This window comes from Delftia tsuruhatensis, from assembly GCF_903815225.1.
Lineage (GTDB): Bacteria > Pseudomonadota > Gammaproteobacteria > Burkholderiales > Burkholderiaceae_C > Comamonas > Comamonas tsuruhatensis_A.
On record NZ_LR813084.1, the window covers coordinates 3,499,816 to 3,521,350 of the forward strand.

The window sequence follows — 21,535 nt, forward strand, 5'->3', positions numbered from 1 at the left end:
CCCACCCGACAAGCCAAGCAAAGGCCGTCCGCCATGCCGTACACAGCCCAAGAACCCGCCCGCCGCCCCACGGCCGCGGGCCTGACGGGGACGGTGCCACCACTGCGCCGGGCCAGCGGGCTCGTGCTGCAGGCCCTGCTGGCCCTGCTGCCGGGCATGGCCGCGGCCGTACCGCCCCATGTGCAGGCGGCTGCCCGCTTCACGCCGGTCGCGCCGATCAGGGTCGCCACGGTCAGCCTGTCCGGCTCCCAGCCGGGCACCAGCAATATCTCGCCGAACCCGGACGCTGCCCAGCAGCGCGCGCTGGCCCAGTTGCGCAACCGCGCAGAAGGCCGGGGCGCGAGTGCGTCCACCCAGCGCGAGGCGCAATGGGTGATGGGGCTGCTGGCCCTGCATGGCATCGCCATGGCACAGGACGGCCCCCAGGCCCGGCAATGGTTCGAGCGGGCCCAGCGTGCGGGGCATCCGCTGGCCAGCGCGGGACTGGCCTGGTGCGCCATCGAGGGCTGCGGCCAGCCACCCGATCCGCCGGCAGCACGCCCCTGGATCGAGCAGTTGGCCGGCACCGACCCGGCCCGCGCCCAGTACCTGCAATGGCTGTTGGCACGGCGCCTGGCGCCGCTGTCCACGCAGGAACAGGCCGACGATGTGTCCGCCGCCACGGCCACGCCCGACCAGGCCCTGCTGCAACGCGCGGCTCGCCTGGGCAGCCCCGGCGCCCAGCTGGAATGGGGCCTTGCGCTGCTGGCACAGGGTGAGCCCGAGGCGGCGCTGCGGCAGTTCCGTGCGGCGTCGGCACGCTCGCCCGGCGCGGCCGCCAATGCCCAGATGCTGGGCGAGCGGCTGCGCGCGACAGGCCAGCAGGTCTCGGCCCGCAGCACCTTCGGCGTGCCGGTTCCACCGGGACCGCAAAAGGCACTGGGCGCGCAGCAGCTGCGGGGCTCGCCCAACGAGCAGGACATCCAGGTGCGACAACCCGGCACGGCGCAACAGCAGTGGGAGCAGGCACAGCGCTACCACCGAGGCGAAGGCGTGCCCGCCAACTACACGGAGGCCCTGCACCTGTACCAGCAGGCCGCGGCGCAGGGGCACGCGGCGTCGCGGCGCATGCTGGAGCTGATCTATTCCCGCCCCGCACCGGGCGGCAGCGTGGACATCGGCTGGATGCAGCAGCTGTCGCGCATCGACCCGATGACGCTACAGCCCATGGCCCCCATCAGCCCCGTGCCCTACCGGCGCGATCCCTCGCCCCTGGTCGACCTGATACCCGCGCCCTGGCACAGGAACTGACCGACACCGCAGCGGGACCGCCTACAGCAGCACATCGAGCCCGGAGTCGGCCATCCAGTCCACCGGGTCCTGGCGCAGCACCATGTCGATGTCCAGGCCCAGGGCCACGCCCACTTCGCCGGGGAAACTCACAGCCAGCGCGCGCTCGCCCCACTGCGCCTCGCGCGAGCGGGCACGCCAGGCGGCGATGTGCAGCACGCCGGCCAGTGGATCGAAGCCGGGCTGGGCCAATGGCGCATGCAGGTGCTGAAGCGCATCGGTCAGCAGCGGCGGCAGGCTCCACTGCCGGGCCAGGGCCGCGCTGACCTGGCTGTACGTGTAGCCGCACAGACGCAACTCCACCTCCGTGCGGCGCGGATCCAGCGGCCCGACCAGTTCCGTGATGGTGGCGGCCCGCGCCGGGTCGGACAGATGCATGGCCAGCTCGCCCAGACCATGCAGCAGGCCCGCCGCATAGGCCGCCGTGGGACTGGCCTGCACCGTGCCGGCCAGCGCCCGGGCCACGCGCGCGGCGTCCATGCTGTAGCGCCAGAAGGCGGGCATCGCCATGCCCGGCACCGCGTGCGTCCCCACGCCCAGCGGCATGCTCTGGACGATCTGGCGCAGTTGCGCCGGCGCCAGCAGGGCCAGCGCCTCGGGGATCCCGGTGATCCGACCGGCCATGCCGAAGACCGGCCCATTGGCCAGGGCCAGCAACCGCGCAGCCAAAGCGGGATCGGCGGCGAACAGCTGGCTCAGGCGCCGCAGGCTGGGCACCTCGGGCACCAGCTCGCGCAACAACAGGGCCACGATGCGCGGCTGCGCCGGCAAGGCCACGGGCCTGGTCACCAGCGTCTGCAGGTGCAGCGCATGCGCCACCATCGCGCGGCCGCCCCTACTTGCGTCCCTGCAGCTTGGCGAAGGCAGACGCCATGGCCGACTGCGGCGCCGGATCCTGGCTGCGCCGCTGCCCGCCCTGGTGGCCGCGTCCTGTGCTTTCGAACCGGTTGTCGCGCGGGCCGTCGCGGCGCGCGGGCGCGGCATCCAGCTTCATGGTCAGGCTGATGCGGTTGCGCGCCACATCGACCTCCAGCACCCTGACCTTGACGATCTGGCCGGTCTTGACGACCTCGCGCGCGTCCTCGACGAACTTGTGGCTCATCTGGCTCACGTGGACCAGGCCGTCCTGGTGCACGCCCAGGTCCACGAAAGCGCCGAACTGGGCCACGTTGCTGACCGTGCCCTCCAGCGTCATGCCTTCCTTGAGATCCTTGATGTCCTCCACGCCGTCATTGAAGCGGGCAACCACGAAGTCGGGACGCGGATCGCGCCCCGGCTTCTCCAGCTCGCCCAGGATGTCCTTGACGGTGATGGCACCGAACTGCTCGTTCACGAACTGCTCGGCTTTCAGGCCCTTGAGCACCTCGGCGCGGCCCATGAGCTGGTCCACGCTCTTGCCCGTTGCGGCGATGATGCGCTCGACCACCGGATAGGTCTCCGGGTGCACGCCCGTCATGTCCAGCGGGTTGTCGCCGCCGCGGATGCGCAGAAAGCCCGCCGCCTGTTCGAAGGTCTTGGCGCCCAGGCCGGAGACCTCCATCAATTGCTTGCGGCTCCTGAACGAGCCATTGGCATCGCGCCAGCGCACCACCGACTTGGCCACGCTGCCCGACAGGCCGGAGACGCGCGACAGCAGCGGCGCCGAAGCCGTGTTCAGGTCCACGCCCACGGAGTTCACGCAGTCCTCGACCACGGCATCGAGCTGGCGCGCCAGCTCGCTCTGGTTCACGTCGTGCTGGTACTGGCCCACGCCGATGCTCTTGGGGTCGATCTTGACCAGTTCGGCCAGAGGATCCTGCAGGCGGCGCGCGATGCTGGCGGCGCCGCGCAGGCTCACGTCCACATCGGGCATTTCCTGAGAGGCGAACTCACTGGCGGAATACACGGAGGCACCGGCCTCGCTGACCACGACCTTCTCGATCTTGCGCTCGGCCTTGCCGGCGATCTTGATCAGGTCGGCCGCCAGCTTGTCGGTCTCGCGGCTGGCCGTGCCGTTGCCGATGGCGATCAGGTTGACCTGGTGCTTTTCGACCAGGCGCGCCAGCACGGCCAGCGAGCCGTCCCAGTCACGGCGCGGCTCGTGCGGGTAGATGGTGGTGGTGTCCACCAGCTTGCCCGTGCTGTCCACCACGGCCACCTTGACACCCGTGCGGATGCCGGGGTCCAGGCCGATCACGGCGCGCTGGCCTGCGGGCGCTGCCAGCAGCAGGTCGCGCAGGTTGTCGCCGAAGACCTTGATGGCCACCTTCTCGGCGTCCTCGCGCAGGCGCGAGAACAGGTCGCGCTCGGTCGAGAGACTGAGCTTGACGCGCCAGGTCCAGGCCACGCACTTGCGGATCAGGTCATCGCTGGCGCGCCTGGCATGGCTCCATCCAAGGTGCAGCGCGATCTTTCCTTCGGCCAGGCTGGGCTGGCCCGGCTCGGGCTCGACGGGCTGCACCAGCTTGGCCTCGAGGATCTCCAGCGCACGGCCGCGGAACACGGCCAGCGCGCGGTGCGATGGCACGCGGCCGATGGGCTCGTCGTACTCGAAGTAGTCGCGGAACTTGGCCACCTCGGGATCGTTCTCGTTCTTGGACTCGACCTTCTTGGAACGCAGCAGGCCGTCTTCCCACAGCCATTCGCGCAGCTTCTGCACCAGGGCCGGGTCCTCGGCCCAGCGCTCGGACAGGATGTCGCGCACGCCGTCGAGCACGGCGAAAGTGGTCGAGAAATCCGGGCCCGGCTTGCCGTCGTCCAGCGTGGTGGCGGGCTTGCAGAAGGCTTCGGCCTCCTTGTGCGGGTCCAGCGTGGGGTCGGCGAACAGCCTGTCGGCCAGCGGCTCGATGCCGAACTCCTTGGCGATCTGGCCCTTGGTGCGGCGCTTCTGCTTGAATGGCAGGTAGATGTCCTCCAGTTCCTGCTTGGTCGGCGCATTGGCGATGGCCAGGCGCAGAGCGTCGGTGAGCTTTCCCTGCTCATCGATGGCCTTGAGCACCGAGGCGCGGCGATCCTCGAGCTCGCGCAGATAGGTCAGGCGCTCATCGAGCTGGCGCAGCTGGGCATCGTCCAGGCCACCCGTCACCTCCTTGCGGTAGCGGGCAACGAAGGGCACCGTGGCCCCTCCATCAAGCAGCTCGACCGCGGCACCCACCTGCTGCGGCTTGACATTCAGTTCTGCGGCGATTTGGCCAATGATTTTTTGCATTCGACAGACGCCCCATGGCGTGGAATCCGGAAAGCGGCCAAGTGTGCCACACGCGATTCGGGCCGGACCGCTCACGGCCGACCCGCAAATGCAAGCATTTCTTGCAGGTCAATGAATTCAAGGGCTTGCAAAATCAATCCGTTGCCTGCGTTGCCGCGCCGCGTGGCATGCAGGCTTCCTCTGCCACAATCACCAGCCTCGAATGCAAGACGATCTGTTCGGTTCTCCCCCACCAGCCTCCCCTGCCCCGCCTCCCGCGCCTGGCGGTCGCAAGCCGGCATCCCGCAAGGCCGTCGGCACCGTGCAACTGGCGGCCCAGGCCCTGCAATGGCAGGCGCTGGCGGACCAGCTTCCGCCGGGCCTGCGCATGGGGGTCTCCACCTGGTCCTACCCGGGCTGGGAAGGCTTGGTCTGGGATGGCGCCTATGACAAAAGCGTGCTCGCCAAGAAAGGACTGCAGGCCTATGGCCGGCATCCGCTGATGCGCACGGTCTGCGTGGACCGCAGTTTCTGGCGGCCGCTGACGGCCAGCCAGTACCTGGCCTTTGCAGGCCAAGTGCCGGTCGATTTCCGCTTCGTGGTCAAGTGCCCTTCGGTGGTCACCGATGCGCAGGTCCGCGACGAGGATGGCAAGGGCATGTCGCTGAACCCCGTGTTCCTTCAGCCCGATCTGGCCGTGACCAGCTTCGTCGAACCCACGCTCGAAGGGCTGGGCGAGCAGCTCGGCGTGCTGGTGTTCCAGCTCAGTCCCATGACCTGGGGCCTGCTGAGCCGCCCTACCGAACTGCTGGCGCGGCTGCAGGCCATGCTGGACGCGGTGCGAGCGGCGCTGGCCGCCCATCCGCTGGGCGCGCAGATCATCGTGGCGGTGGAGGTGCGCGACCCGGAGCTTTTGACTCCCGAGCTGGCGGACACGCTGCGCGCGTCGGGGGCCACCTTCTGCCTGGGGCTGCACGGCAAGATGCCGCCCATCGAAGAGCAGTTGGTTTTTCTGCGGCAGCTGTGGCCCAGCCCCCTGGTCTGCCGCTGGAACCTGAACCGCGAGTTCGGTGCCTACGGCTACCCCGATGCGCAAAAGAAGCACGACCCCTTCGACGAGATCCGCACGCCCGATGTGCACACGCGCTCCATCCTCGCCAAGACCATCGACGGCATCACGAGCCGCGGGCTGCCCGCCTTTGTGACGGTGAGCAACGATGCCGAGGGCTGCGCGCCCCGCTCCATCGCGCTGCTGGCCGAGGCCGTGGTGCAAGCGGAGGCGGCCCGGACTCAGCGCTTGCCGTAGGCCCGCTCCACGCGGGCCACCCGCAGCTCGTAGTGCTCGTACCAGGCGTCCTTGCCCAGTTGCTGGGCGACCAGGTGCTCGGCATCGCCCTTCCAGCGCGCGATGTCTTCGGCGCAGGACCAGTAGGACACGGTGATGCCGAAGCCATCCTCGCCGCGCGTGCTTTCCACCCCCAGGAAGCCGGGCTGCTGCGCCGCAAGCTCCACCATGCGCTGGGCCATGAGGCCATAGCCATCGTCGGCCGTGCGGCGGGACGAGAAGATGACGGCGTAGTACGGAGGTTCGGGGGTGTGGGCGAAAGGGTTCATCGTGATCGTGGCGGAATGTTCTGCGGGCCCCGGGCCTGACCCGCAGAATGTACCCGAGCCGCTCAGGAGCTGGCCATGGTGGCGCCGGCCGGCTCGCCGCCCAGCACCTTCCACAGTGTCACGCGGTTGAGCTGCTCGGACAGGCGCAGGCCGATCAGCGTCTGCCGGGCCGTGTAGAGGCTGCGCTGCGCATCGAGCACCGTCAGGTAGTTGTCCACGCCGGCCTTGAAGCGGGCCTCGGACAGATCGAAGGCTTTTTGCGTGGCCTCCACCATGCGGGTCTGCGCGGCCAGGCGCTCGTCCCACTGGGCCCGGTCGGCCAGCACGTCGGACACTTCCCGGAAGGCGGTCTGCACGGCCTTCTCGTATTGGGCCACGGCAATGCGCTGGTTGGCCTCGGCCACCTGCACGCCGGCCCGGTTGCGGCCGGCATCGAAGATGGGCAGGCGCACCAGGGGAATGAAGCTCCAGGTGCTGCTGCCGCCGCCGAACAGGTTGTCCAGCTCGCGGCTGCCCGTGCCGATGCTGGCCGTCAGGCTGATGGTCGGGAACATGGCCGCACGCGCGGCGCCGATGTTGGCCGCCATGGCGCGCAGGTTGTTCTCTGCCGCCTGCAGGTCCGGGCGCGCCAGCAGCACGCTGGACGGCAGCGGCGCGGGCACGGGCAGCAGGGCCGCGGGAGCCTGGGCGCCCGCAGCCAGCAGTTCGGCGCCGGGCAGCAGCGCAGCCGGCAGCGGCCCACCCACCAGCAGCTGCAGCGCATTGCGGTCGCGCTCGACCTGCGAGGTGAAGCTGGCCACATCGACACGCGCCGTCTCCACCGTGGTCTGGTTCTGGGCCAGCACCAGTCCCGAGGTGGAGCCGATCTGGTGCATGCGCCGCGTCAGCTCGTAGGCCTTCTCGCGGCTGGCCAGCGTGTCGCGCGCCAGTTGCAGGCGCGCCTGGTCGGTGGCCAGCGTCAGCCAGGCATTGGCCACGTCGGCCACCAGGCCGATCTGCACGTTGCGCCGATTCTGCTCGGTCTGCAGAAACTGCTGCAAGGCGGCTTCGCTGAGGTTGCGCACGCGGCCCCAGAGATCGATCTCGTAGCTGGCGAACCCCAGTTGGGCGGTGTACTGCGTGCTGACCGAAGCGGCCTGGGTGGCGCTGGTCATGCCGGCGGCCGTGCGTGCCCGGCTGGCCTGGGCCTGGGCATTGACACTGGGCAGCAGGTCCGCGCGTGTGATGCCGTATTGGGCGCGTGCCTTTTCGATGTTCTCCACGGCCACGCGCAGGTCGCGGTTGTTGGCCAAGGCCAGCGCGATCACCTCGCGCAGCTGCGGCGACTGCACCCAGCCCAGCGCGGCGGCAGCCTGCAGGCTGGCCTCGTCGGCCCGGGCCGGGCTGGCATCCACCGCAGCGCCCACGGTGGCGGGCACAGGCAGGTCGGGCGTGCGGTGCTGCGGTGCGAGATTGCAGCCGGACAACAGCGTCGCAAGGGCCGCAGCGGTGGCGAGGGGGGCAAGATTCATGGGGCGCTTCATGCTGCGCTCTCCTTGGTGGTCTGCGGTGCAGCGTCGTCGTCGGTGCGCCCGTGGCTCTTGAACCAGCTGCGGACCAGCAGGAAGAACACCGGCACCAGGAAGATGCCCAGCACCGTGGAGGCCAGCATGCCGCCCAGCACGGCCGTGCCGATGGCATTGCGCCCGCCCGCGCCGGCGCCCGTGCCGATGGCCAGCGGGATGACGCCGAAGCCGAAGGCCAGGGACGTCATCAGGATGGGCCGCAGGCGCTGGCGCACGGCCGCCACCACGGCGTCGAAGATGCTCTTGCCCTGCTCCTGCAGCTGCACGGCGAACTCGACGATCAGGATGGCGTTCTTGGACGCCAGGCCCACCGTGGTCAGCAGGCCCACCTGGAAGTACACATCGTTGGTCAGCCCGCGCGTGTAGGTGGCGGCCAGCGCGCCGACCACGCCCAGCGGCACGGCCAGCATCACCGACAGCGGCACGGTCCAGCTCTCGTAGAGCGCGGCCAGGCACAGGAACACGAAGAGGATGGAGATGGCGTACAGCAGCGGCGCCTGGGCGCCCGACTGGCGCTCCTGCAGCGAGGCGCCGGTCCATTCGTAGCCGATGCCGGCCGGCAGCGTGCGCAGGATGTCCTCGACGATCTGCATGGCCGTGCCCGAGCTGACACCGGGCGCGGCTCGGCCTTCGATCTCATAGGCCGGGTTGCCGTTGTAGCGCATCAGCTGCGGCGAGCCATAGGCCCAGTAGCTGCTGGAGAAGGCGCTGAACGGCACCATCTCGCCCCTGGCATTGCGCACCGTCCATTTGGCGATGTCCTGCGGCAGCATGCGGTGCGGCGCATCGCCCTGGATGTAGACGCGCTTGACGCGCTCGTTGTTCAGGAAGTCGTTGACATAGGTGCCGCCCATGGCGCTGGACAGCACGCTGTTGATGTCGGCATAGGACAGGCCCAGCGCGGCGGCCTTGCGGTCGTCGATGTCCAGGCGCAGCTCGCTGGCGTCTTCCAGGTTGGTCATGCGCAGGTTGGTCAGCTCGGGGCGCTTGCGCGCCTCGGCCAGGAATTTTTCCTTGGCCTCCAGCAGGGTCTGGTGGCCCAGGCCGTTCATGTCCTTGATCATGAAGTTGAAGCCGGAGCTGGCACCCAGGCCGCGCACGGCCGGCGGCAGCATGACGAGCACGCGCGCATCGCGGATCGCCGCCAGGTCCTTGGTCGCGCGGTGGGCGATCGCCGAGGCCGACTGGCCAGGCAGCGGCCGCTCGTCCCAGGTCTTCAGCCGCACGAAGGCGCGGGCCGAGGCCTGGTCGCCATTGAGTCCAGAGACCTGGTAGAAGCTCAGCACGTCGGGCTGCTTGGCGAAATACTCGCGCACCTGCACGAGCACGTCCTGCAGCCGCGCATCGGCGGCGCCCGAGGGCAGGTTGACGTTGACGAAGACGAAGCCCTGGTCCTCGTCGGGCAGGAAGGAGGTGGGCAGGCGCGCCATCAGCAGCCAGACCACGCCGCACACGGCGATGAAGATCAGCATCATGCGCTTGGCACGGCGCAGCGAATAGGCCACCGTGCCCTGGTAGCGCGCGGCCGTGGCGTCGAAATGGTGGTTGAACCAGCGGAAGAACCGGTCGTTCAGCCCCAGGATGCCGGAGCGGTTCGGACGGTCATGCGCCGCGCCAGCCGCCGCAGGCTTGAGCAAGGTGGCGCACAGCGCGGGCGTGAGCGTCAGCGCCACGAACACCGACAACGCCATCGCAGCCACGATGGTGATGGAGAACTGGCGGTAGATCACGCCCGTCGAGCCACCGAAGAAGGCCATGGGCACGAACACGGCCGACAGCGTCACGCCGATGCCCACCAGGGCCGGCGTGATCTCGCGCATGGACTGGCGCGTGGCCTGTTTGGGCGATTGCCCGGTCTCGTGCATCACGCGCTCGACGTTCTCCACCACCACGATGGCATCGTCCACCAGCAGGCCGATGGCCAGCACCATGGCGAACATGGTCAGCGTGTTGATCGAGTAGCCGGCCAGCGACAGCACGCCGAAGGTGCCCAGCAGCACCACGGGCACGGCGATGGCGGGGATCATCGTGGCGCGGAAGTTCTGCAGGAAGATGAACATCACGATGACCACGAGGACCATGGCCTCGGCCAGCGCGGTCACCACTTCCTTGATGGAGGCACGTACGAAGGGGGTGGAGTCCGAGCTGACGAAGTAGTCGATCTCGTTGGGGAAGAAGGGCTTGAGCTCGGCCAGCTTGGCCGCGATGCCGTCGGCCACGTTCATGGCGTTGGCGCCGTCGGCCAGCACGATGCCCATGCCGGCGCCGGGCAGCCCGTTGAGCTGGGCCTTGATGGTCAGGTTGTCGGCGCCCAGCTCCACGCGCGCCACGTCCTTCATGAGCACCACCGAGCCGTCCAGCGAGGACTTGAGCACGATGTTCTCGAACTCCTCCACCGTCTTGAGCTTGGTGCGCGCCGTGATCGTGGCGTTGAGCTGCTGGTCCGCCTTGGCGGGCAGCGCGCCGAGCTGGCCCGCCGAGACCTGGGCGTTCTGGGAGTTCAGCGCGTTGACCAGGTCCGAGGGCATCAGCGCATATTTCTCCAGCTTGGCCGGGTCCATCCAGATGCGCATCGCATAGTTGGTGCCGAAGACATTGACGTCGCCCACGCCGTCGAGCCGGCCGATCACGTCGACCAGGTTGCTGGTCAGGTAGTCGCCGATGTCGACCGCGGTCATGGCCGGGTCCTTGGAGAAGAAGCTGTAGGTGACCAGAAAGTCCTGGCCGCCCTTGTTCACGAACACGCCGCGGCTCTTGACCGCGTCGGGCAGCCGGTTCACGGCCGACTGCAGCTTGTTTTGCACCTGCACCTGGGCCACGTCGATGTTGGTGCCCGGCGCGAAGGTCAGCGTGGTGCGCGCACGGCCCGAGGCATCGGAGGTCGAGCTCATGTAGAGCATGTTGTCGATGCCCTTGAGCTGCTGCTCGATGATCTGGGTCACCGAGTTCTCGACCGTCGCGGCCGAGGCGCCCGTGTACTGCGCACCGATGGTCACGCGCGGCGGCGCGATGTCGGGGTATTGCTCCAGCGGCAGCGTGGAGATGGACAGGGCGCCGCCGAGCATGATGATGATGGCGATGACCCACGCGAAGATGGGCCGGCTGATGAAGAACTGGGCCATGTGCTGCGTCCCCGGCGCTTACTGGCCTGCGGGGGCCGTTGGAGCGGGGGCTGCGGCCGCAGGCTGCGCCAGGGCTGCAGGCATGCCGTTGCGGGCCTGGGCCTTGGCGCGCAGGTCCACTTCCACGGGGCGCACCTTGTCGCCGGGCTTGATGCGCTGGAAACCGTCGACCACCACGCGCTCGCCGGCTGCCAGCCCGCCTTGCAGCAGCCACTGGTTGCCCACGGCGCGGTCGATCTCCACGGGGCGCTTCTCGATCACATCGTCGGCCTTGGCCACCAGCACGCTGGCCTTGCCCGTCAGGTCGCGCGTCACCGACTGCTGGGGCACGAGCAGCGCCTCGGGCGCCAGGCCCGTGGGCAGCAGGGCCTGCACGTACATGCCGGGCATGAGCACGCCATCGGGGTTGGGCACGACGGCGCGCAGCGTGACCGTGCCGGTCGTGGCGTTGACGATCACGCCCGCGAACTGCAGCTTGCCCTGGTGGGCGTAGGCGCTGCCGTCGTCCAGCACGATGCGAACGGGGATCTTGTCGCCCTCCACCTTCTGGAAGCGGCCCGCCTCCCAGTCGCGCTTGAGCTGAAGCAGCTCGCTGCTGGACTGGGTGAAGTCCACGAACATGGGGTCGAGCTGGACGATGGAGGTCAGCGCCTCGGTCTGGTTGGCCGTGACCAGCGCGCCCGGCGTCACCGAAGACAGGCTGATGCGTCCGCTGATCGGCGCCTCGATGCGGCTGTACTTGAGGTTGATGCCCGCCGTCGCCAGGTTGGCCTTGGCCACGGCCACGTCCGAGCGCGACTGCGCCGCCGCGGCCTGGCTTTCCTCGAAGGCCTGCTGGCTGATGGCGTCGATCTTGACCAGTTCGGCATTGCGGCGCGCCGTCGCTTCCAGCGTGCGCGCGCTGGCCTCTGCCTTGGCCAGGGCCGCCTGGGCGCTGGCCTGCGTGGCCTGCAGCGAGGCCGGATCGATCTGGTAGAGCTGCTGGCCCTGGCGGACCAGGGCCCCTTCGGTGAACAGGCGCTTTTGCACGATGCCCGAGACCTGGGGCCGCACCTCGGCCGTCAGCGAGGCGCGCGTGCGGCCGGGCAGCGTGGAATCGAGCTGCTGGCTCTGCTTTTGCAGCGTGACCACGCCCACCTCGGGCGCGGCCTTGGCGGCCGCGGGCGCTGCCTCCTGCCTGGAGCAGCCTGCCAGCGTTCCCACCAAAGCAAGGGTGCACAAGGCGGCCCGGGCGAGACCCGCGAGAGGAGGAGCGTGCCCCGCGCCGGGCTGGGATTCAAAAGGCGCCGACAGGCGCGAGCTCGGCGGAAGGGGCACGTCAAAATTCATGAGTACGGCGGTTGTCGTTAAAGGCGCCGCCGCATTGTGCGCCGCCCATATGTCCTGTTTGTAAAGTGGATGGCATGCCATACAAGTCGCATGGCGTGGCCGACAGGGATGATGCACGTGTCAGAGCCTGCCGACGCATGCAAGTTCAATGCCATTGCCTGCCAGTTCAGTGCTTCGCGACCGTGCCGCTGCGCACGCGCAGCACGCTGAACACACCCGCCATCGCGGCAAAGCACCCGGCCACGGCCAGGGCCACGATCTCGGCATGCCCGCCATGCCCGCCCGCGAAGGTGAAGATGGTGGCCAGCACCACGGCGCCCAGCGTCTGCCCCGTCAGCCGGGCCGAGCTGAGCATGCCGCCGGCCGCGCCGCTGCGCGCCATCGGCGCCGAAGTCACGATGGTATGGTTGTTGGGCGACTGGTACAGCGCGAACCCGCTGCCCGCCAGCAGCATGCGCCAGACCATGTCCGCCGCCGAAATCGTCTCGGGCATGGCCGCCAGCAGCCACAGACCGCAGGCGAACATGGCCATGCCGATGCCGCCCAGCAGGCCGTCCGGATAGCGGCCTATCAGCCGGCCCGCCACCGGCGCGGTGAGCACCGTGGCCAGCGGCCAGGCCGTGATCAGCAGGCCGGCCTCGATGGGCGACATGCCATGCGACTCCAGCAGCAGGAACGGCAGGGCCAGATAGGCCAGCATCTGCGCGCAAAAGGCGCTGACCGAGCCGCACATGGACAGCGCGAACACCGGGATGCGCAGCAGGTCCACCGGCAGCAGCGGCGCGGGCAGGCGCCACTGGCGGCGCACATACCAGGCGCCCACCAGCAGGCCCGCGCCCAGCAGCCACCAGCCCGAAGGCAGGGAAGAATCGGCACCGCCCGCGCGCACGCCCAGCTGCTCACCGCCCAGGAAGATCAGGCTGAACATGAGAATGTTGAGCAGCACGTCCAGCGGCGACAGCCGTGCCCCTGCATGGCCGGCCACGGCATTGGCCGGAAGTGCCCTGCGCCCCAGCCACAGCGTGAACAGGCCCAGCGGCAGGTTGGCGGCGAACAGCCAGGGCCAGCTGGCCACGGACAGGATGGCCGCCGCCACCGAAGGCCCGGCCATCGACGCCGTGGCCACCACCAGCGAATTGACGGCCATGCCCCGCCCCAGCAGGGCACGCGGATAGATCAGCCGCACCAGGGCCGCGTTCACGCTCATCACCCCTGCCGCGCCCAGGCCCTGCAGGGCGCGCGCCGCCACCAGGGCGGGCAGCGATGTGGCCAGCATGGCCGCCAGCGAAGCCACGGCAAACACCAGCATGCCCACCAGGTAGACACGCCGATAGCCCAGGCGCTCGCCCAGGGCCGCCAGTGGCAGCAGCAGCACCAGGCTGGCCAACTGGTAGGAGTTGACCACCCACAGCGTATGCGCCGAGCTGGACTGCAGCTCGCGCGCCATGGCCGGCAGCGCAAGGTTGACCAGGGTGCTGTCCAGCACCGACAGCGTCAGGCCCAGGATGATGACCAGCATGGCCCGGCCGCGTGGGCCGGAGGGCAGGCCATCCTGGGGCAGGCCGTCCTGGGGCAGGCCGTCCTGGGGCGCAGCCACAGCGGCTGTGGGTGCAGCGCTCATGGATGGTCTTTCATCACCACCCGATGGGCACGCGAGCCACCCAGGGTGATCCAGGTCAGCGCCACGCCGATCAACGCCCCCACGGCCATCCCCACGACCATGGGCAGGGGCTTGCCCGTGGAGAACAGGCCCACGATCTGCATGGCGGCGGCGCCCGACAGCATCTGCAGCGTGCCCAGCAGGGCCGAGGCCGTGCCGGCGATCGCGCCATGCTCTTCCAGCGCCAGTACCGAGGTCGTGGGGATGACCAGCCCCATCAGCAGGCTGCAGATGAAGTACAGGCCCATCAGCACCGGCAGGCGATCGCCGCCCAGCAGGTAGTACAGCAGCAACGCCACCATGACCAGGCCCGCGGCGCTGGCGGCGGCCTTGACCACGCGCACCATGCCGAAGCGCTGGCCCAGCCAGCCGGTGAACTGGGATGCCCCGATGAAGGCGATGGCATTGAGCGCGAAGGCCAGGCTGTACTGCGTGGAGCTGAGGCCATAGTGGTTGATCAGCACGAAGGGCGAGCCCGCCAGGTAGACGAAAAAGCCGGCCAGCGAGCAGCCGCCGATGAAGACCAGGCCCAGGTAATGCCAGTCGCGCAGCAACACGCCATAGGCACGCAGGGCGCCGGCCACGCTGCTGTCCAGGCGGGCGGCGGCGTCGCGCGTCTCCTTCAGGCTGGCGAACACGGCCACCAGGCCGACGACGGAGGCCAGGGCCACGGCCCAGAACACGCCGCGCCAGCTGCTGATGGCGATCACCCCGCTGCCGGCCAGCGGCGCGAGGATGGGAGAGACGCTGAACACCAGCATCAGCAGCGACATCATGCGAGCGGCGGCATGGCCGGTATGCAGGTCGCGCACGACCGCGCGCGGCACGGCCATGCCGGCCGCCGCGCCCAGGCCCTGGATGAAGCGCAGCACCACCAGCGTCTCGATGCTGGTGGCCAGGGCGCAGCCCACGCTGGCCACGGCGAACAACGCCAGGCCGAAGTACAGCGGCGGCTTGCGGCCCACCATGTCGGAGACCGGCCCGTAGAGCAACTGGCCCACCCCCAGGGAAAGGAAGAACGCCGTGAGACTGGCCTGCACGGCGCCCACCGGGGCGCCAAGGCTGCTGCCGATCTGGGGCAGCGCGGGCAGGTACATGTCGATGGCAAAGGGCCCGATGGCCGAAAGCAGGCCCAGGATCAGGGCCAGACGGAAAGAAGGAGAAGATGACATAGACGCGCCATTGTGGCGGCAAGCGCGCCAGGCTGCTGGATGCTGCTCACATTTCCTGGGCATGGCGGCCTGCGCGCACCGCGCCCGGCGGCTTGCCATGGCACAAGTCCCAGCGCCGCAATGCTGTTACGCTCGGATACCGGTTCCCCATTCAAGAGGCTTTCCACCTGAACATCCACGCCATGCCCCAAGCCCTTGCCCCTGCCACCGATCCCCTGCCCCGGTCCCACCGCCAGCAGTGCCCCCGACAGCCTTGCCGCCCGCGCACCACCGCGCTGCTGCTGGCCTGCGTGGCCGCGGCAGCCCATGCGCAACCGGCGGACCTGCCCCCCGATGCCAGGCGCGGCAGCGCCACGGCGCTGGAGGTCTCGGAAGATGGCCGCTACGTGATAGACCGGCGTGCCCGGCTGCTGTGGCCCCGCTGCGTGGAGGGCATGCACTGGAATGGCAAGGACTGCGCGGGCATGCCGCAGCTGTTCACGCACAAGCAGGCACAGGCCCTGGCGATCGAACGTGCGCAGCAGGACGGTGTGCGCTGGCGGCTGCCGCGTGTCAACGAGCTGCGCCGGCTGATCTCGCGCGACATCCGGCCCCAGGGCCTGTCGCCCGAGCTGTTCCCTGGCGCGCCGCGCGGCTGGCACTGGACGGGCACGGCCGCGGTGAACGCACGCCCCGTCAACCCCTACAACTACAGCAACATCTCGGGCAGCGCAGCGCCCCAGCTGTCGGCCCAGCAGGCCTGGGCCATTGACCTGGACAGCCTGGAGTCGCGGCCGGACATGGGTCGCGGCAACCAGCTTCTGGTGCGGCTGGTGCGCCCCATGCCCTCCGACAAGGCACAGACGCCCACGCCCCCGCGTCCAGACAGGCCGGGCCCTGGCAAGCCTGACCCGGACACCGAGGATTGACGCTCAGGCCGCGCGCAGCGAGGCCTTGAGGCTGGCGCCCAGCTCGGGCTTGTGCGCGAAGGGATCGGTGGGATTGCGACCCTGCACCACATCCTCCATGCGGGTCTGGACCGAGCCCAGGGCCTGGGGATGGCTGTAGATGTAGAACTGGTTCGCGGCCATGGCGTCAAAGACCTTGCGCGCCACGTCGGAGGCCGTCACCTTGCCCGAGCCCACGGCCTTCTCGCTCATGGCCTGGCCTATCTTCTGGCTGGCCGTCAACGGCTGCGCGGCCAGGTGGGCCGGGCGGTTGCGCTCGCTATGGCTGATGCCCGTGGGCACGAAGAACGGGCACAGCACGCTGGCGCTGATCTGGTCGGAGACCAGGGCCAGATCCTGGTACAGCGTCTCGGTCAGGCTGACCACGGCATGCTTGCTGACGTTGTAGATGCCCATGTTGGGCGGCGCCAGCAGGCCGGCCATGCTGGCCGTGTTGACGATGTGGCCCTCGAAGGATGGGTCGGTCCTGGCCGCCTCCAGCATCATGGGCGTGAACAGCCGCACACCGTGGATCACGCCCCAGAGGTTGACTCCCAGCACCCACTGCCAGTCGGCGACGGTGTTCTCCCAGACCAGCCCGCCCGCACCCACTCCTGCGTTGTTGAACACGAAGTGCGGTGCACCGAACTGCCGGCGCACCTCGTCGGCCAGCGCCTGCATCTGGTCCGCGTCCGACACATCCACGCGGCGCGCCAGCACGCGCACGCCCAGGCCCTCGAACTCGGCCGCAGCCTTGTCCAGCGCCTCCTGCTGCACATCGACCAGCACCAGGTTCATGCCCAGCCCGGCACCGATGCGCGCGCACTCCAGGCCGAAGCCCGAGCCTGCGCCCGTCAGCACTGCGGTCTTGCCCTTGAAGTTCTTGATCATGTCTTGTCTCCTTGTATGTTTTCTGGCGCGCGACGATCAGATCAGCTTGACCAGCTGCTTGCCGAAATTCTTCCCCTTGAGCAGGCCCAGGAAGGCCGACGGCGCCGAGGCAATGCCCTGGGCGATGCTCTCGCGCGGGCGCAGCCTGCCCGTGCCCACGAGCTGGCCCAGTTCCTGCAGCGCATCGGGCCAGACCTCCATGTGCTCGCTGACGATGAAGCCCTCGATGCGAATGCGGTTGACCAAGATCAGCGCGGGATTGGCCATGGGCAGCGGCTTGCCGTCGTAGCCCGCGATCATTCCGCACAGCGCGATGCGGGCGAAGGCATTGGTGCGCAGCAGCACGGCGTCAAGGATGTAGCCGCCCACGTTCTCGAAATAGCCGTCGATGCCCTGGGGGCAGGCCTGCTTGAGCGCCCGGGCCATGGACGGGGTATCCGGGTGCTCTCGGTAGTCGATGCAGGCGTCGAAGCCCAGCTCCTCGGTGGCATAGCGGCACTTTTCGGGGCCACCCGCGATACCGACCACGCGGCAGCCGCGCGCCTTGGCCAGGGCCGCGAAGGCACTGCCCACGGCGCCCGTGGCCGCGCTGACCACCACGGTCTCGCCGGCCTTGGGGGCGATGATCTTGACGAGGCCGTACCAGGCCGTCACGCCCGGCATGCCCACCGCGCCCAGATAGTGCGACAGCGGCACATGGGTGGTGTCCACCTTGCGCAGCATGCCCGGCGCATTGCCATCGACCACGCTGTACTCCTGCCAGCCGCCCATGCCCACGACCTTGTCGCCGGCCGCGAACTTGGGATGGCGGCTCTCGACCACCTCGCCCACGGTGCCGCCGATCATGACCTCGCCCAGCGGCTGGGGCTGGGCATAGCTCTTGCTGTCGTTCATGCGACCGCGCATGTAGGGGTCCAGGCTGAGGTAGTGGTGGCGCACCAGCACCTGGCCCTCGGCCAGCGCCGGGGTCTCGGAAGTGACGAGGCGGAAATTGCTCTCCACGGCTTCGCCTGCGGGGCGGTTGTCGAGCACGATCTGCTGGTTCACGGGCATGGGAAAAGCTCCTGTGGCATCGCTAACAAAGGCGCCGGCCCCGGTCCTGTCCGGGTCCCGGCCGGGGTAAAAGAGGGGCAGCTCAGTCGGTGGCGAGCGCGGTCAGGCTCTCGCCCGGCGCGGTCGGCTTGACCGCGCGCGGCATGTACTTGAAGGTGCCCGTGGCATGGCTGCACAGCCGGCCCGAGGCATCGAACACGCGCGCCTCGGTATAGGCCATGGAGCGCGTACGGTGCAGCACCACGCCCCTGGCCACCAGGGGGCCGCGCGCGGGCTGCATGAAGCTGGTCTTCATCTCGATGGTGACGCAGCCCATGTCGCGCTGCAGGCTTCGCGCGGCCACGGCCATGGTCACGTCCAGCAAGGTCATGGTGGCGCCGCCATGGGTCACGTCGAAGGTGTTCAGGTGCTCGGGACGTGCCTCGAAGCGCAATTCGGATTCCCCGTCCTCCATGTGGTGCAGCGTGAAGCCCAGATGGTCTACGAAAGGGATGCGGTGGCCAAAATCCAGCAAGAAATTCTCCAGTTCAGATCTCGATGCCGCCGAGCATAAGCGCGCGCCGGGCCCGCCTGGCGCGGCGCGGCCGGATCCATGGAAAAAACTGTCACCTGGGGCGCAGCACGGCCGCGCTCAGCCCCCCACAAGGGCGCTGACGCCGCCGTCCACGGCCATCCACTGGCCCGTGATGTGCTTGCCGGCATCGCTGGCGTACAAAAGGGTCAGGCCCTTGAGGTCCTCGTCGTCGCCCAGGCGGCGCAGCGGCGCATGGGACTTCATCTCGTCCTCGCCCAGGGTCTCGATCAGCACGGCGGCCATCTTGGTCTTGAAAAATCCCGGGCAGATGGCATTGACGGTGATGCCGTGCACGCCCCACTCACCAGCCAGCGCGCGCGTGAAGTTGATCACCGCGCCCTTGGAGGTGTTGTAGGCGATGGTCTTCATCCCCAGCGGATTGCCACCCAGTCCCGCGATCGAGGCCAGGTTGATGATGCGACCGCTGCCGCGCGGGATCATGCTGCGCCGCGCGATCTGCTGGCTCAGCAGGAAGTAGCCGCGCACGTTGAGGTTCATCACCTTGTCCCAGGCCGCCACCGGGTGTTCCTCGGCCGGCGCGCCCCAGCTGGCGCCTGCGTTGTTGATGAGGATATCCACCTGGCCCAGACGCTCCAGGGTCTCGGCGGCCAGGCGCTCGATGTCGGCCTCGTTGGCGCAGTCGGCGGCGATCCAGCGCGCATCGATGCCCGCGGCCTGCAGCTCGGCGGCGGCTTCCTCCAGGTCGGCGGCCTTGCGCGAGGTCAGCATGATCCGGGCGCCGGCCTCGCCCAGCGCATGGGCCATCTGCAAGCCCAGGCCGCGCGAGCCGCCGGTCACCAGGGCCGTCTTGCCCGTGAGGTCGAAAAGTTGCTGCACATTGCGAGTCATCTGTCTGTCTCCTGGTCCGGGATTGCATGCCCGTGGTGATTGAGGGGGGGGCGGCACCCTGGCAGCGCGGCCCGCAGCGGCGATTGTGCAAGTCGCATCCCGCCGGACATGTCGCATGCGTGTCCGCCAACGCAATGTCCGGGCCGGCGATACGATGGCTGCCGGTCCGCCCTCCCGACCACCATGCCGACACCCACGCCACAGACCCCGCCCGCCTGGCTCAAGGCCGCCCCCGCCCTGTTCCTTTTGCTGTGGTCCAGCGGCTTCGTGGTGCTCAAGGTGGGACTGGCCTACGCGGACCCCATGACCTTCCTGGCGCTGCGCTATGCATGCGTGGTGGCGCTGCTGCTGCCTTTGCTGCTGTGGCTGCGGCCCGCCATGCCACGCAGCGCCTCGCAATGGACCAGTCTGGCCGTGATCGGCCTGCTGCTGCAGGCCGGCTACTTCTGCTGCACCTATCTGTCGCTCAAGCTGGGCATGTCGGCCGGGGGCCTGGCCCTGATCACCTCGCTGCAACCCATACTCATCGGGCTGCTGGCGCCGCTGATCGCGCACGAACGTGTCGATGCGCGGCGCTGGGCCGGCCTGGCGCTGGGCGTGCTGGGGTCGGCCCTGGTGATCGTCTCCAAGGCATCTGTGGACCTGCTGTCACCTGCCGGCCTGCTGTTCGCCGTAGCCGCGCTGCTGTGCATCACCGGCGGCACACTCTACGAAAAGCGCTACGGCCGACCCGTGCATCCCGTCAGTTCCAACTTCGTGCAATACGGGGTCGCCCTGCTGGTTACCGCGCCACTGGCCGTCCTTCTGGAGCCGATGCACATCGCCTGGACGGGGCCGCTGCTGGCCTCGCTGGGCTATCTGGTGCTGTGCAACTCGCTGGTCGCCATCACGCTGCTGCTGGCCATGATCCGGCACGGCGAGGCCTCCAAGGTGTCGGCCCTGTTCTTCCTGGTACCGCCCTGCACGGCCTTCATTGCATTGCTGGTATTGGGCGAAGCCATACCCCCCCTGGCCTGGCCGGGGATGGCGCTGGCGGCGCTGGGCATTCTTCTCGTGACCTGGCGCCCCGGCGCCGCCGCACCTTGAGGCCGGCGCTCAATCCCCGAACAGCGAGCGCGTGCCGCCCCAGGCCGCCCCCTCGATCTCCAGCATGCGCAGCTTGGTCAGCGCGCCGCCGCCGCCCGAAAAACCACCTGGCCGGGATCCGGCAGCCAGCACCCTGTGGCAGGGAATCACAGGTGCGAAGGGATTGAGGCCCAGCGCCTGCCCCACGGCGCGCGACAAGCCCACCTCGCCCAACTCCCGGGCGATCTCGCCATACGTGCGCGTATGGCCCGGAGCGATGGCGCGCGTCAGCGCGTAGACGCGGCAGTGGAATTCGGACACGCCATGCCAGTCCAGTGCCAGTTCGGCCAGATCAGGCAGTGCGTCGTCCGCATGCGGGGCACGCCGGCTGCGCAGGTCGGGCAGCACGGGGCCGTCACGCAGCTGCCGGGCACCGGCGGCGGGCGGTGGCTGCTCGCTCCATTCGCCGTAGCCCGCCATGAGCACCTGCACGCCGGCAATCGCCTGCACCACGTTGTCCGGAAGGTCCTGCGCCCGTGCCGCAGGGGCATAGCTGCCCGGGCGGCGAAGTTGCACGCCGCGCAGCATGCGCGTGCGCGTGGCGGCCGGACCATCGACCTCGGGCAGTTGGAAGGCCACCAGGCCGCCAGGGCCCCAGGCCACCCCACAGGGGCCGACGCGCGTGGCGAACAGCGCATGGCCGGTGGGTTCAGGATTGCGGGCGGCGCTGGCGCCCGGCATGTCTTGGTTCATGGCGGATGCATCTCTCCTTGCCCGGGATTGTGGCTCCGCCGCCACCACGGCAGCAGAACACTGCATAAAACACTGGATGAACAGCCAGTTATTACTGTATATTTCACCAGTCATCATCCTCACATCGTGAATCATGGACATGCAAGAAGCCGCTTTCACCGTCACCCTGTGCGACTACCCGGGCCTGCCGGAGCATGAACGCAACAAGGCCGAGGCACGCTATGCCCGCGTGCTGGAACGCCAGCTCGGCAGCGCCGAGCAGGTCAGCGAAGTCCTGTCCCTGGTACAGGGACTGGAGGACACCCCCCCCGAAGAAATCAGCGACGACGCCAAGCTCGCCTTCCACCGCTGGATGAAGGCTGCGCGCGCCGCCACCGAGGCCGGCATGCAGGGTCTGGGCGACGGCGAATGCAGCTTCTTCGAAGTGCGTCGCGGCTGGCGGCATTGAGCCCCGGCCACGCCGGCGC

The 21,535-nt window shown here is 69.1% G+C and carries 18 protein-coding genes; 5 read left to right on the forward strand and 13 right to left on the reverse strand.

The window, feature by feature from the left end; genetic code table 11:
• The first annotated feature begins 33 nt into the window (after positions 1-33).
• A complete protein-coding gene (locus L1Z78_RS15910; RefSeq protein ID WP_234637364.1) occupies positions 34-1,290 on the forward strand; it encodes a tetratricopeptide repeat protein in 1,257 nt (418 codons plus the stop codon).
• Positions 1,291-1,311: 21 nt separating this feature from the next.
• Here the strand turns inward: L1Z78_RS15910 and L1Z78_RS15915 are convergent, their stop codons facing one another.
• Positions 1,312-2,151: an HDOD domain-containing protein gene (locus tag L1Z78_RS15915; RefSeq protein ID WP_234637365.1), complete on the reverse strand. Its 840-nt coding sequence runs from the start codon at positions 2,149-2,151 to the stop codon at positions 1,312-1,314.
• Between the two features lie 13 nt (positions 2,152-2,164).
• Complete coding sequence (locus tag L1Z78_RS15920; protein WP_234637366.1) at positions 2,165-4,516, reverse strand: Tex family protein; 2,352 nt, start codon at positions 4,514-4,516, stop codon at positions 2,165-2,167.
• Between the two features lie 202 nt (positions 4,517-4,718).
• Here L1Z78_RS15920 and L1Z78_RS15925 point away from each other — a divergent pair, with 202 nt between their 5' ends.
• A complete protein-coding gene (locus L1Z78_RS15925) occupies positions 4,719-5,801 on the forward strand; it encodes a DUF72 domain-containing protein (protein WP_234637367.1) in 1,083 nt (360 codons plus the stop codon).
• Here L1Z78_RS15925 and L1Z78_RS15930 read toward each other — a convergent pair.
• The 6 genes from L1Z78_RS15930 to L1Z78_RS15955 form a co-directional block, all read right to left on the reverse strand.
• Positions 5,786-6,109 carry an antibiotic biosynthesis monooxygenase family protein gene (locus L1Z78_RS15930; protein WP_234637368.1) on the reverse strand — a complete coding sequence of 108 codons (324 nt, stop codon included), beginning with the start codon at positions 6,107-6,109 and terminating at the stop codon, positions 5,786-5,788. The two genes, L1Z78_RS15925 and L1Z78_RS15930, sit on opposite strands and share 16 nt — an antisense overlap.
• Before the next feature lie 62 nt (positions 6,110-6,171).
• Positions 6,172-7,632, reverse strand: a complete 1,461-nt coding sequence (locus tag L1Z78_RS15935) for an efflux transporter outer membrane subunit (RefSeq protein ID WP_234637369.1) — start codon at positions 7,630-7,632, stop codon at positions 6,172-6,174.
• Complete coding sequence (locus L1Z78_RS15940; protein ID WP_234637370.1) at positions 7,629-10,796, reverse strand: efflux RND transporter permease subunit; 3,168 nt, start codon at positions 10,794-10,796, stop codon at positions 7,629-7,631. Before L1Z78_RS15940 ends, L1Z78_RS15935 begins: the two co-directional genes overlap by 4 nt.
• An 18-nt stretch (positions 10,797-10,814) precedes the next feature.
• Positions 10,815-12,125 carry an efflux RND transporter periplasmic adaptor subunit gene (locus tag L1Z78_RS15945; RefSeq protein WP_234637371.1) on the reverse strand — a complete coding sequence of 437 codons (1,311 nt, stop codon included), beginning with the start codon at positions 12,123-12,125 and terminating at the stop codon, positions 10,815-10,817.
• 166 nt (positions 12,126-12,291) lie between these two features.
• Positions 12,292-13,746, reverse strand: a complete 1,455-nt coding sequence (locus tag L1Z78_RS15950; protein ID WP_234637372.1) for an MFS transporter — start codon at positions 13,744-13,746, stop codon at positions 12,292-12,294.
• Complete coding sequence (locus L1Z78_RS15955) at positions 13,743-14,957, reverse strand: multidrug effflux MFS transporter (RefSeq protein ID WP_234637373.1); 1,215 nt, start codon at positions 14,955-14,957, stop codon at positions 13,743-13,745. The genes L1Z78_RS15950 and L1Z78_RS15955 overlap by 4 nt, the downstream gene beginning before the upstream one ends.
• A 182-nt stretch (positions 14,958-15,139) precedes the next feature.
• Here L1Z78_RS15955 and L1Z78_RS15960 point away from each other — a divergent pair, with 182 nt between their 5' ends.
• Entirely contained in the window at positions 15,140-15,865 is a 726-nt protein-coding gene (locus tag L1Z78_RS15960; RefSeq protein WP_234637374.1) for a DUF1566 domain-containing protein, read from the forward strand.
• Positions 15,866-15,868: 3 nt separating this feature from the next.
• Here L1Z78_RS15960 and L1Z78_RS15965 read toward each other — a convergent pair whose 3' ends face one another.
• From L1Z78_RS15965 to L1Z78_RS15980, 4 genes are all read right to left on the reverse strand, one after another.
• On the reverse strand, positions 15,869-16,774 hold the full coding sequence (locus L1Z78_RS15965; protein ID WP_234637375.1) for an SDR family oxidoreductase: 906 nt from the start codon (positions 16,772-16,774) through the stop codon (positions 15,869-15,871).
• Between the two features lie 36 nt (positions 16,775-16,810).
• Positions 16,811-17,827: an NADP-dependent oxidoreductase gene (locus L1Z78_RS15970; protein WP_234637376.1), complete on the reverse strand. Its 1,017-nt coding sequence runs from the start codon at positions 17,825-17,827 to the stop codon at positions 16,811-16,813.
• Between the two features lie 82 nt (positions 17,828-17,909).
• Positions 17,910-18,341 (reverse strand): PaaI family thioesterase, encoded by a 432-nt coding sequence (locus L1Z78_RS15975; RefSeq protein WP_234637377.1) that lies wholly within the window; start codon positions 18,339-18,341, stop codon positions 17,910-17,912.
• Positions 18,342-18,458: 117 nt separating this feature from the next.
• Positions 18,459-19,250, reverse strand: coding sequence for an SDR family oxidoreductase (locus L1Z78_RS15980; RefSeq protein WP_234637378.1), 792 nt, complete (start codon positions 19,248-19,250; stop codon positions 18,459-18,461).
• A 183-nt stretch (positions 19,251-19,433) separates the two neighbouring features.
• Between L1Z78_RS15980 and L1Z78_RS15985 the strand changes: the two genes are divergently transcribed.
• The gene (locus L1Z78_RS15985) at positions 19,434-20,336 is read left to right on the forward strand and encodes a DMT family transporter (protein ID WP_234637379.1); all 903 of its coding nucleotides are present in this window, start codon (positions 19,434-19,436) and stop codon (positions 20,334-20,336) included.
• 9 nt (positions 20,337-20,345) lie between these two features.
• Here the strand turns inward: L1Z78_RS15985 and L1Z78_RS15990 are convergent, their stop codons facing one another.
• Positions 20,346-21,068, reverse strand: coding sequence for a methylated-DNA--[protein]-cysteine S-methyltransferase (locus tag L1Z78_RS15990; protein ID WP_234637380.1), 723 nt, complete (start codon positions 21,066-21,068; stop codon positions 20,346-20,348).
• Between the two features lie 133 nt (positions 21,069-21,201).
• On the opposite strand from L1Z78_RS15990, the gene L1Z78_RS15995 reads away from it, so the two are divergent.
• Complete coding sequence (locus L1Z78_RS15995; RefSeq protein ID WP_234637381.1) at positions 21,202-21,516, forward strand: hypothetical protein; 315 nt, start codon at positions 21,202-21,204, stop codon at positions 21,514-21,516.
• Positions 21,517-21,535: the final 19 nt, after the last annotated feature.

Bases quoted from the DNA above. Each gene is read 5' to 3' on its own strand.
- L1Z78_RS15910 (WP_234637364.1), top strand. From the start codon at position 34: ATGCCGTACACAGCCCAAGAACCCGCCCGCCGCCCCACGGCCGCGGGC.
- L1Z78_RS15915 (WP_234637365.1), bottom strand. From the start codon at position 2,151: ATGGTGGCGCATGCGCTGCACCTGCAGACGCTGGTGACCAGGCCCGTG.
- L1Z78_RS15920 (WP_234637366.1), bottom strand. From the start codon at position 4,516: ATGCAAAAAATCATTGGCCAAATCGCCGCAGAACTGAATGTCAAGCCG.
- L1Z78_RS15925 (WP_234637367.1), top strand. From the start codon at position 4,719: ATGCAAGACGATCTGTTCGGTTCTCCCCCACCAGCCTCCCCTGCCCCG.
- L1Z78_RS15930 (WP_234637368.1), bottom strand. From the start codon at position 6,109: ATGAACCCTTTCGCCCACACCCCCGAACCTCCGTACTACGCCGTCATC.
- L1Z78_RS15935 (WP_234637369.1), bottom strand. From the start codon at position 7,632: ATGAAGCGCCCCATGAATCTTGCCCCCCTCGCCACCGCTGCGGCCCTT.
- L1Z78_RS15940 (WP_234637370.1), bottom strand. From the start codon at position 10,796: ATGGCCCAGTTCTTCATCAGCCGGCCCATCTTCGCGTGGGTCATCGCC.
- L1Z78_RS15945 (WP_234637371.1), bottom strand. From the start codon at position 12,125: ATGAATTTTGACGTGCCCCTTCCGCCGAGCTCGCGCCTGTCGGCGCCT.
- L1Z78_RS15950 (WP_234637372.1), bottom strand. From the start codon at position 13,746: ATGAGCGCTGCACCCACAGCCGCTGTGGCTGCGCCCCAGGACGGCCTG.
- L1Z78_RS15955 (WP_234637373.1), bottom strand. From the start codon at position 14,957: ATGTCATCTTCTCCTTCTTTCCGTCTGGCCCTGATCCTGGGCCTGCTT.
- L1Z78_RS15960 (WP_234637374.1), top strand. From the start codon at position 15,140: ATGCCCCAAGCCCTTGCCCCTGCCACCGATCCCCTGCCCCGGTCCCAC.
- L1Z78_RS15965 (WP_234637375.1), bottom strand. From the start codon at position 16,774: ATGATCAAGAACTTCAAGGGCAAGACCGCAGTGCTGACGGGCGCAGGC.
- L1Z78_RS15970 (WP_234637376.1), bottom strand. From the start codon at position 17,827: ATGCCCGTGAACCAGCAGATCGTGCTCGACAACCGCCCCGCAGGCGAA.
- L1Z78_RS15980 (WP_234637378.1), bottom strand. From the start codon at position 19,250: ATGACTCGCAATGTGCAGCAACTTTTCGACCTCACGGGCAAGACGGCC.
- L1Z78_RS15985 (WP_234637379.1), top strand. From the start codon at position 19,434: ATGCCGACACCCACGCCACAGACCCCGCCCGCCTGGCTCAAGGCCGCC.
- L1Z78_RS15990 (WP_234637380.1), bottom strand. From the start codon at position 21,068: ATGAACCAAGACATGCCGGGCGCCAGCGCCGCCCGCAATCCTGAACCC.
- L1Z78_RS15995 (WP_234637381.1), top strand. From the start codon at position 21,202: ATGGACATGCAAGAAGCCGCTTTCACCGTCACCCTGTGCGACTACCCG.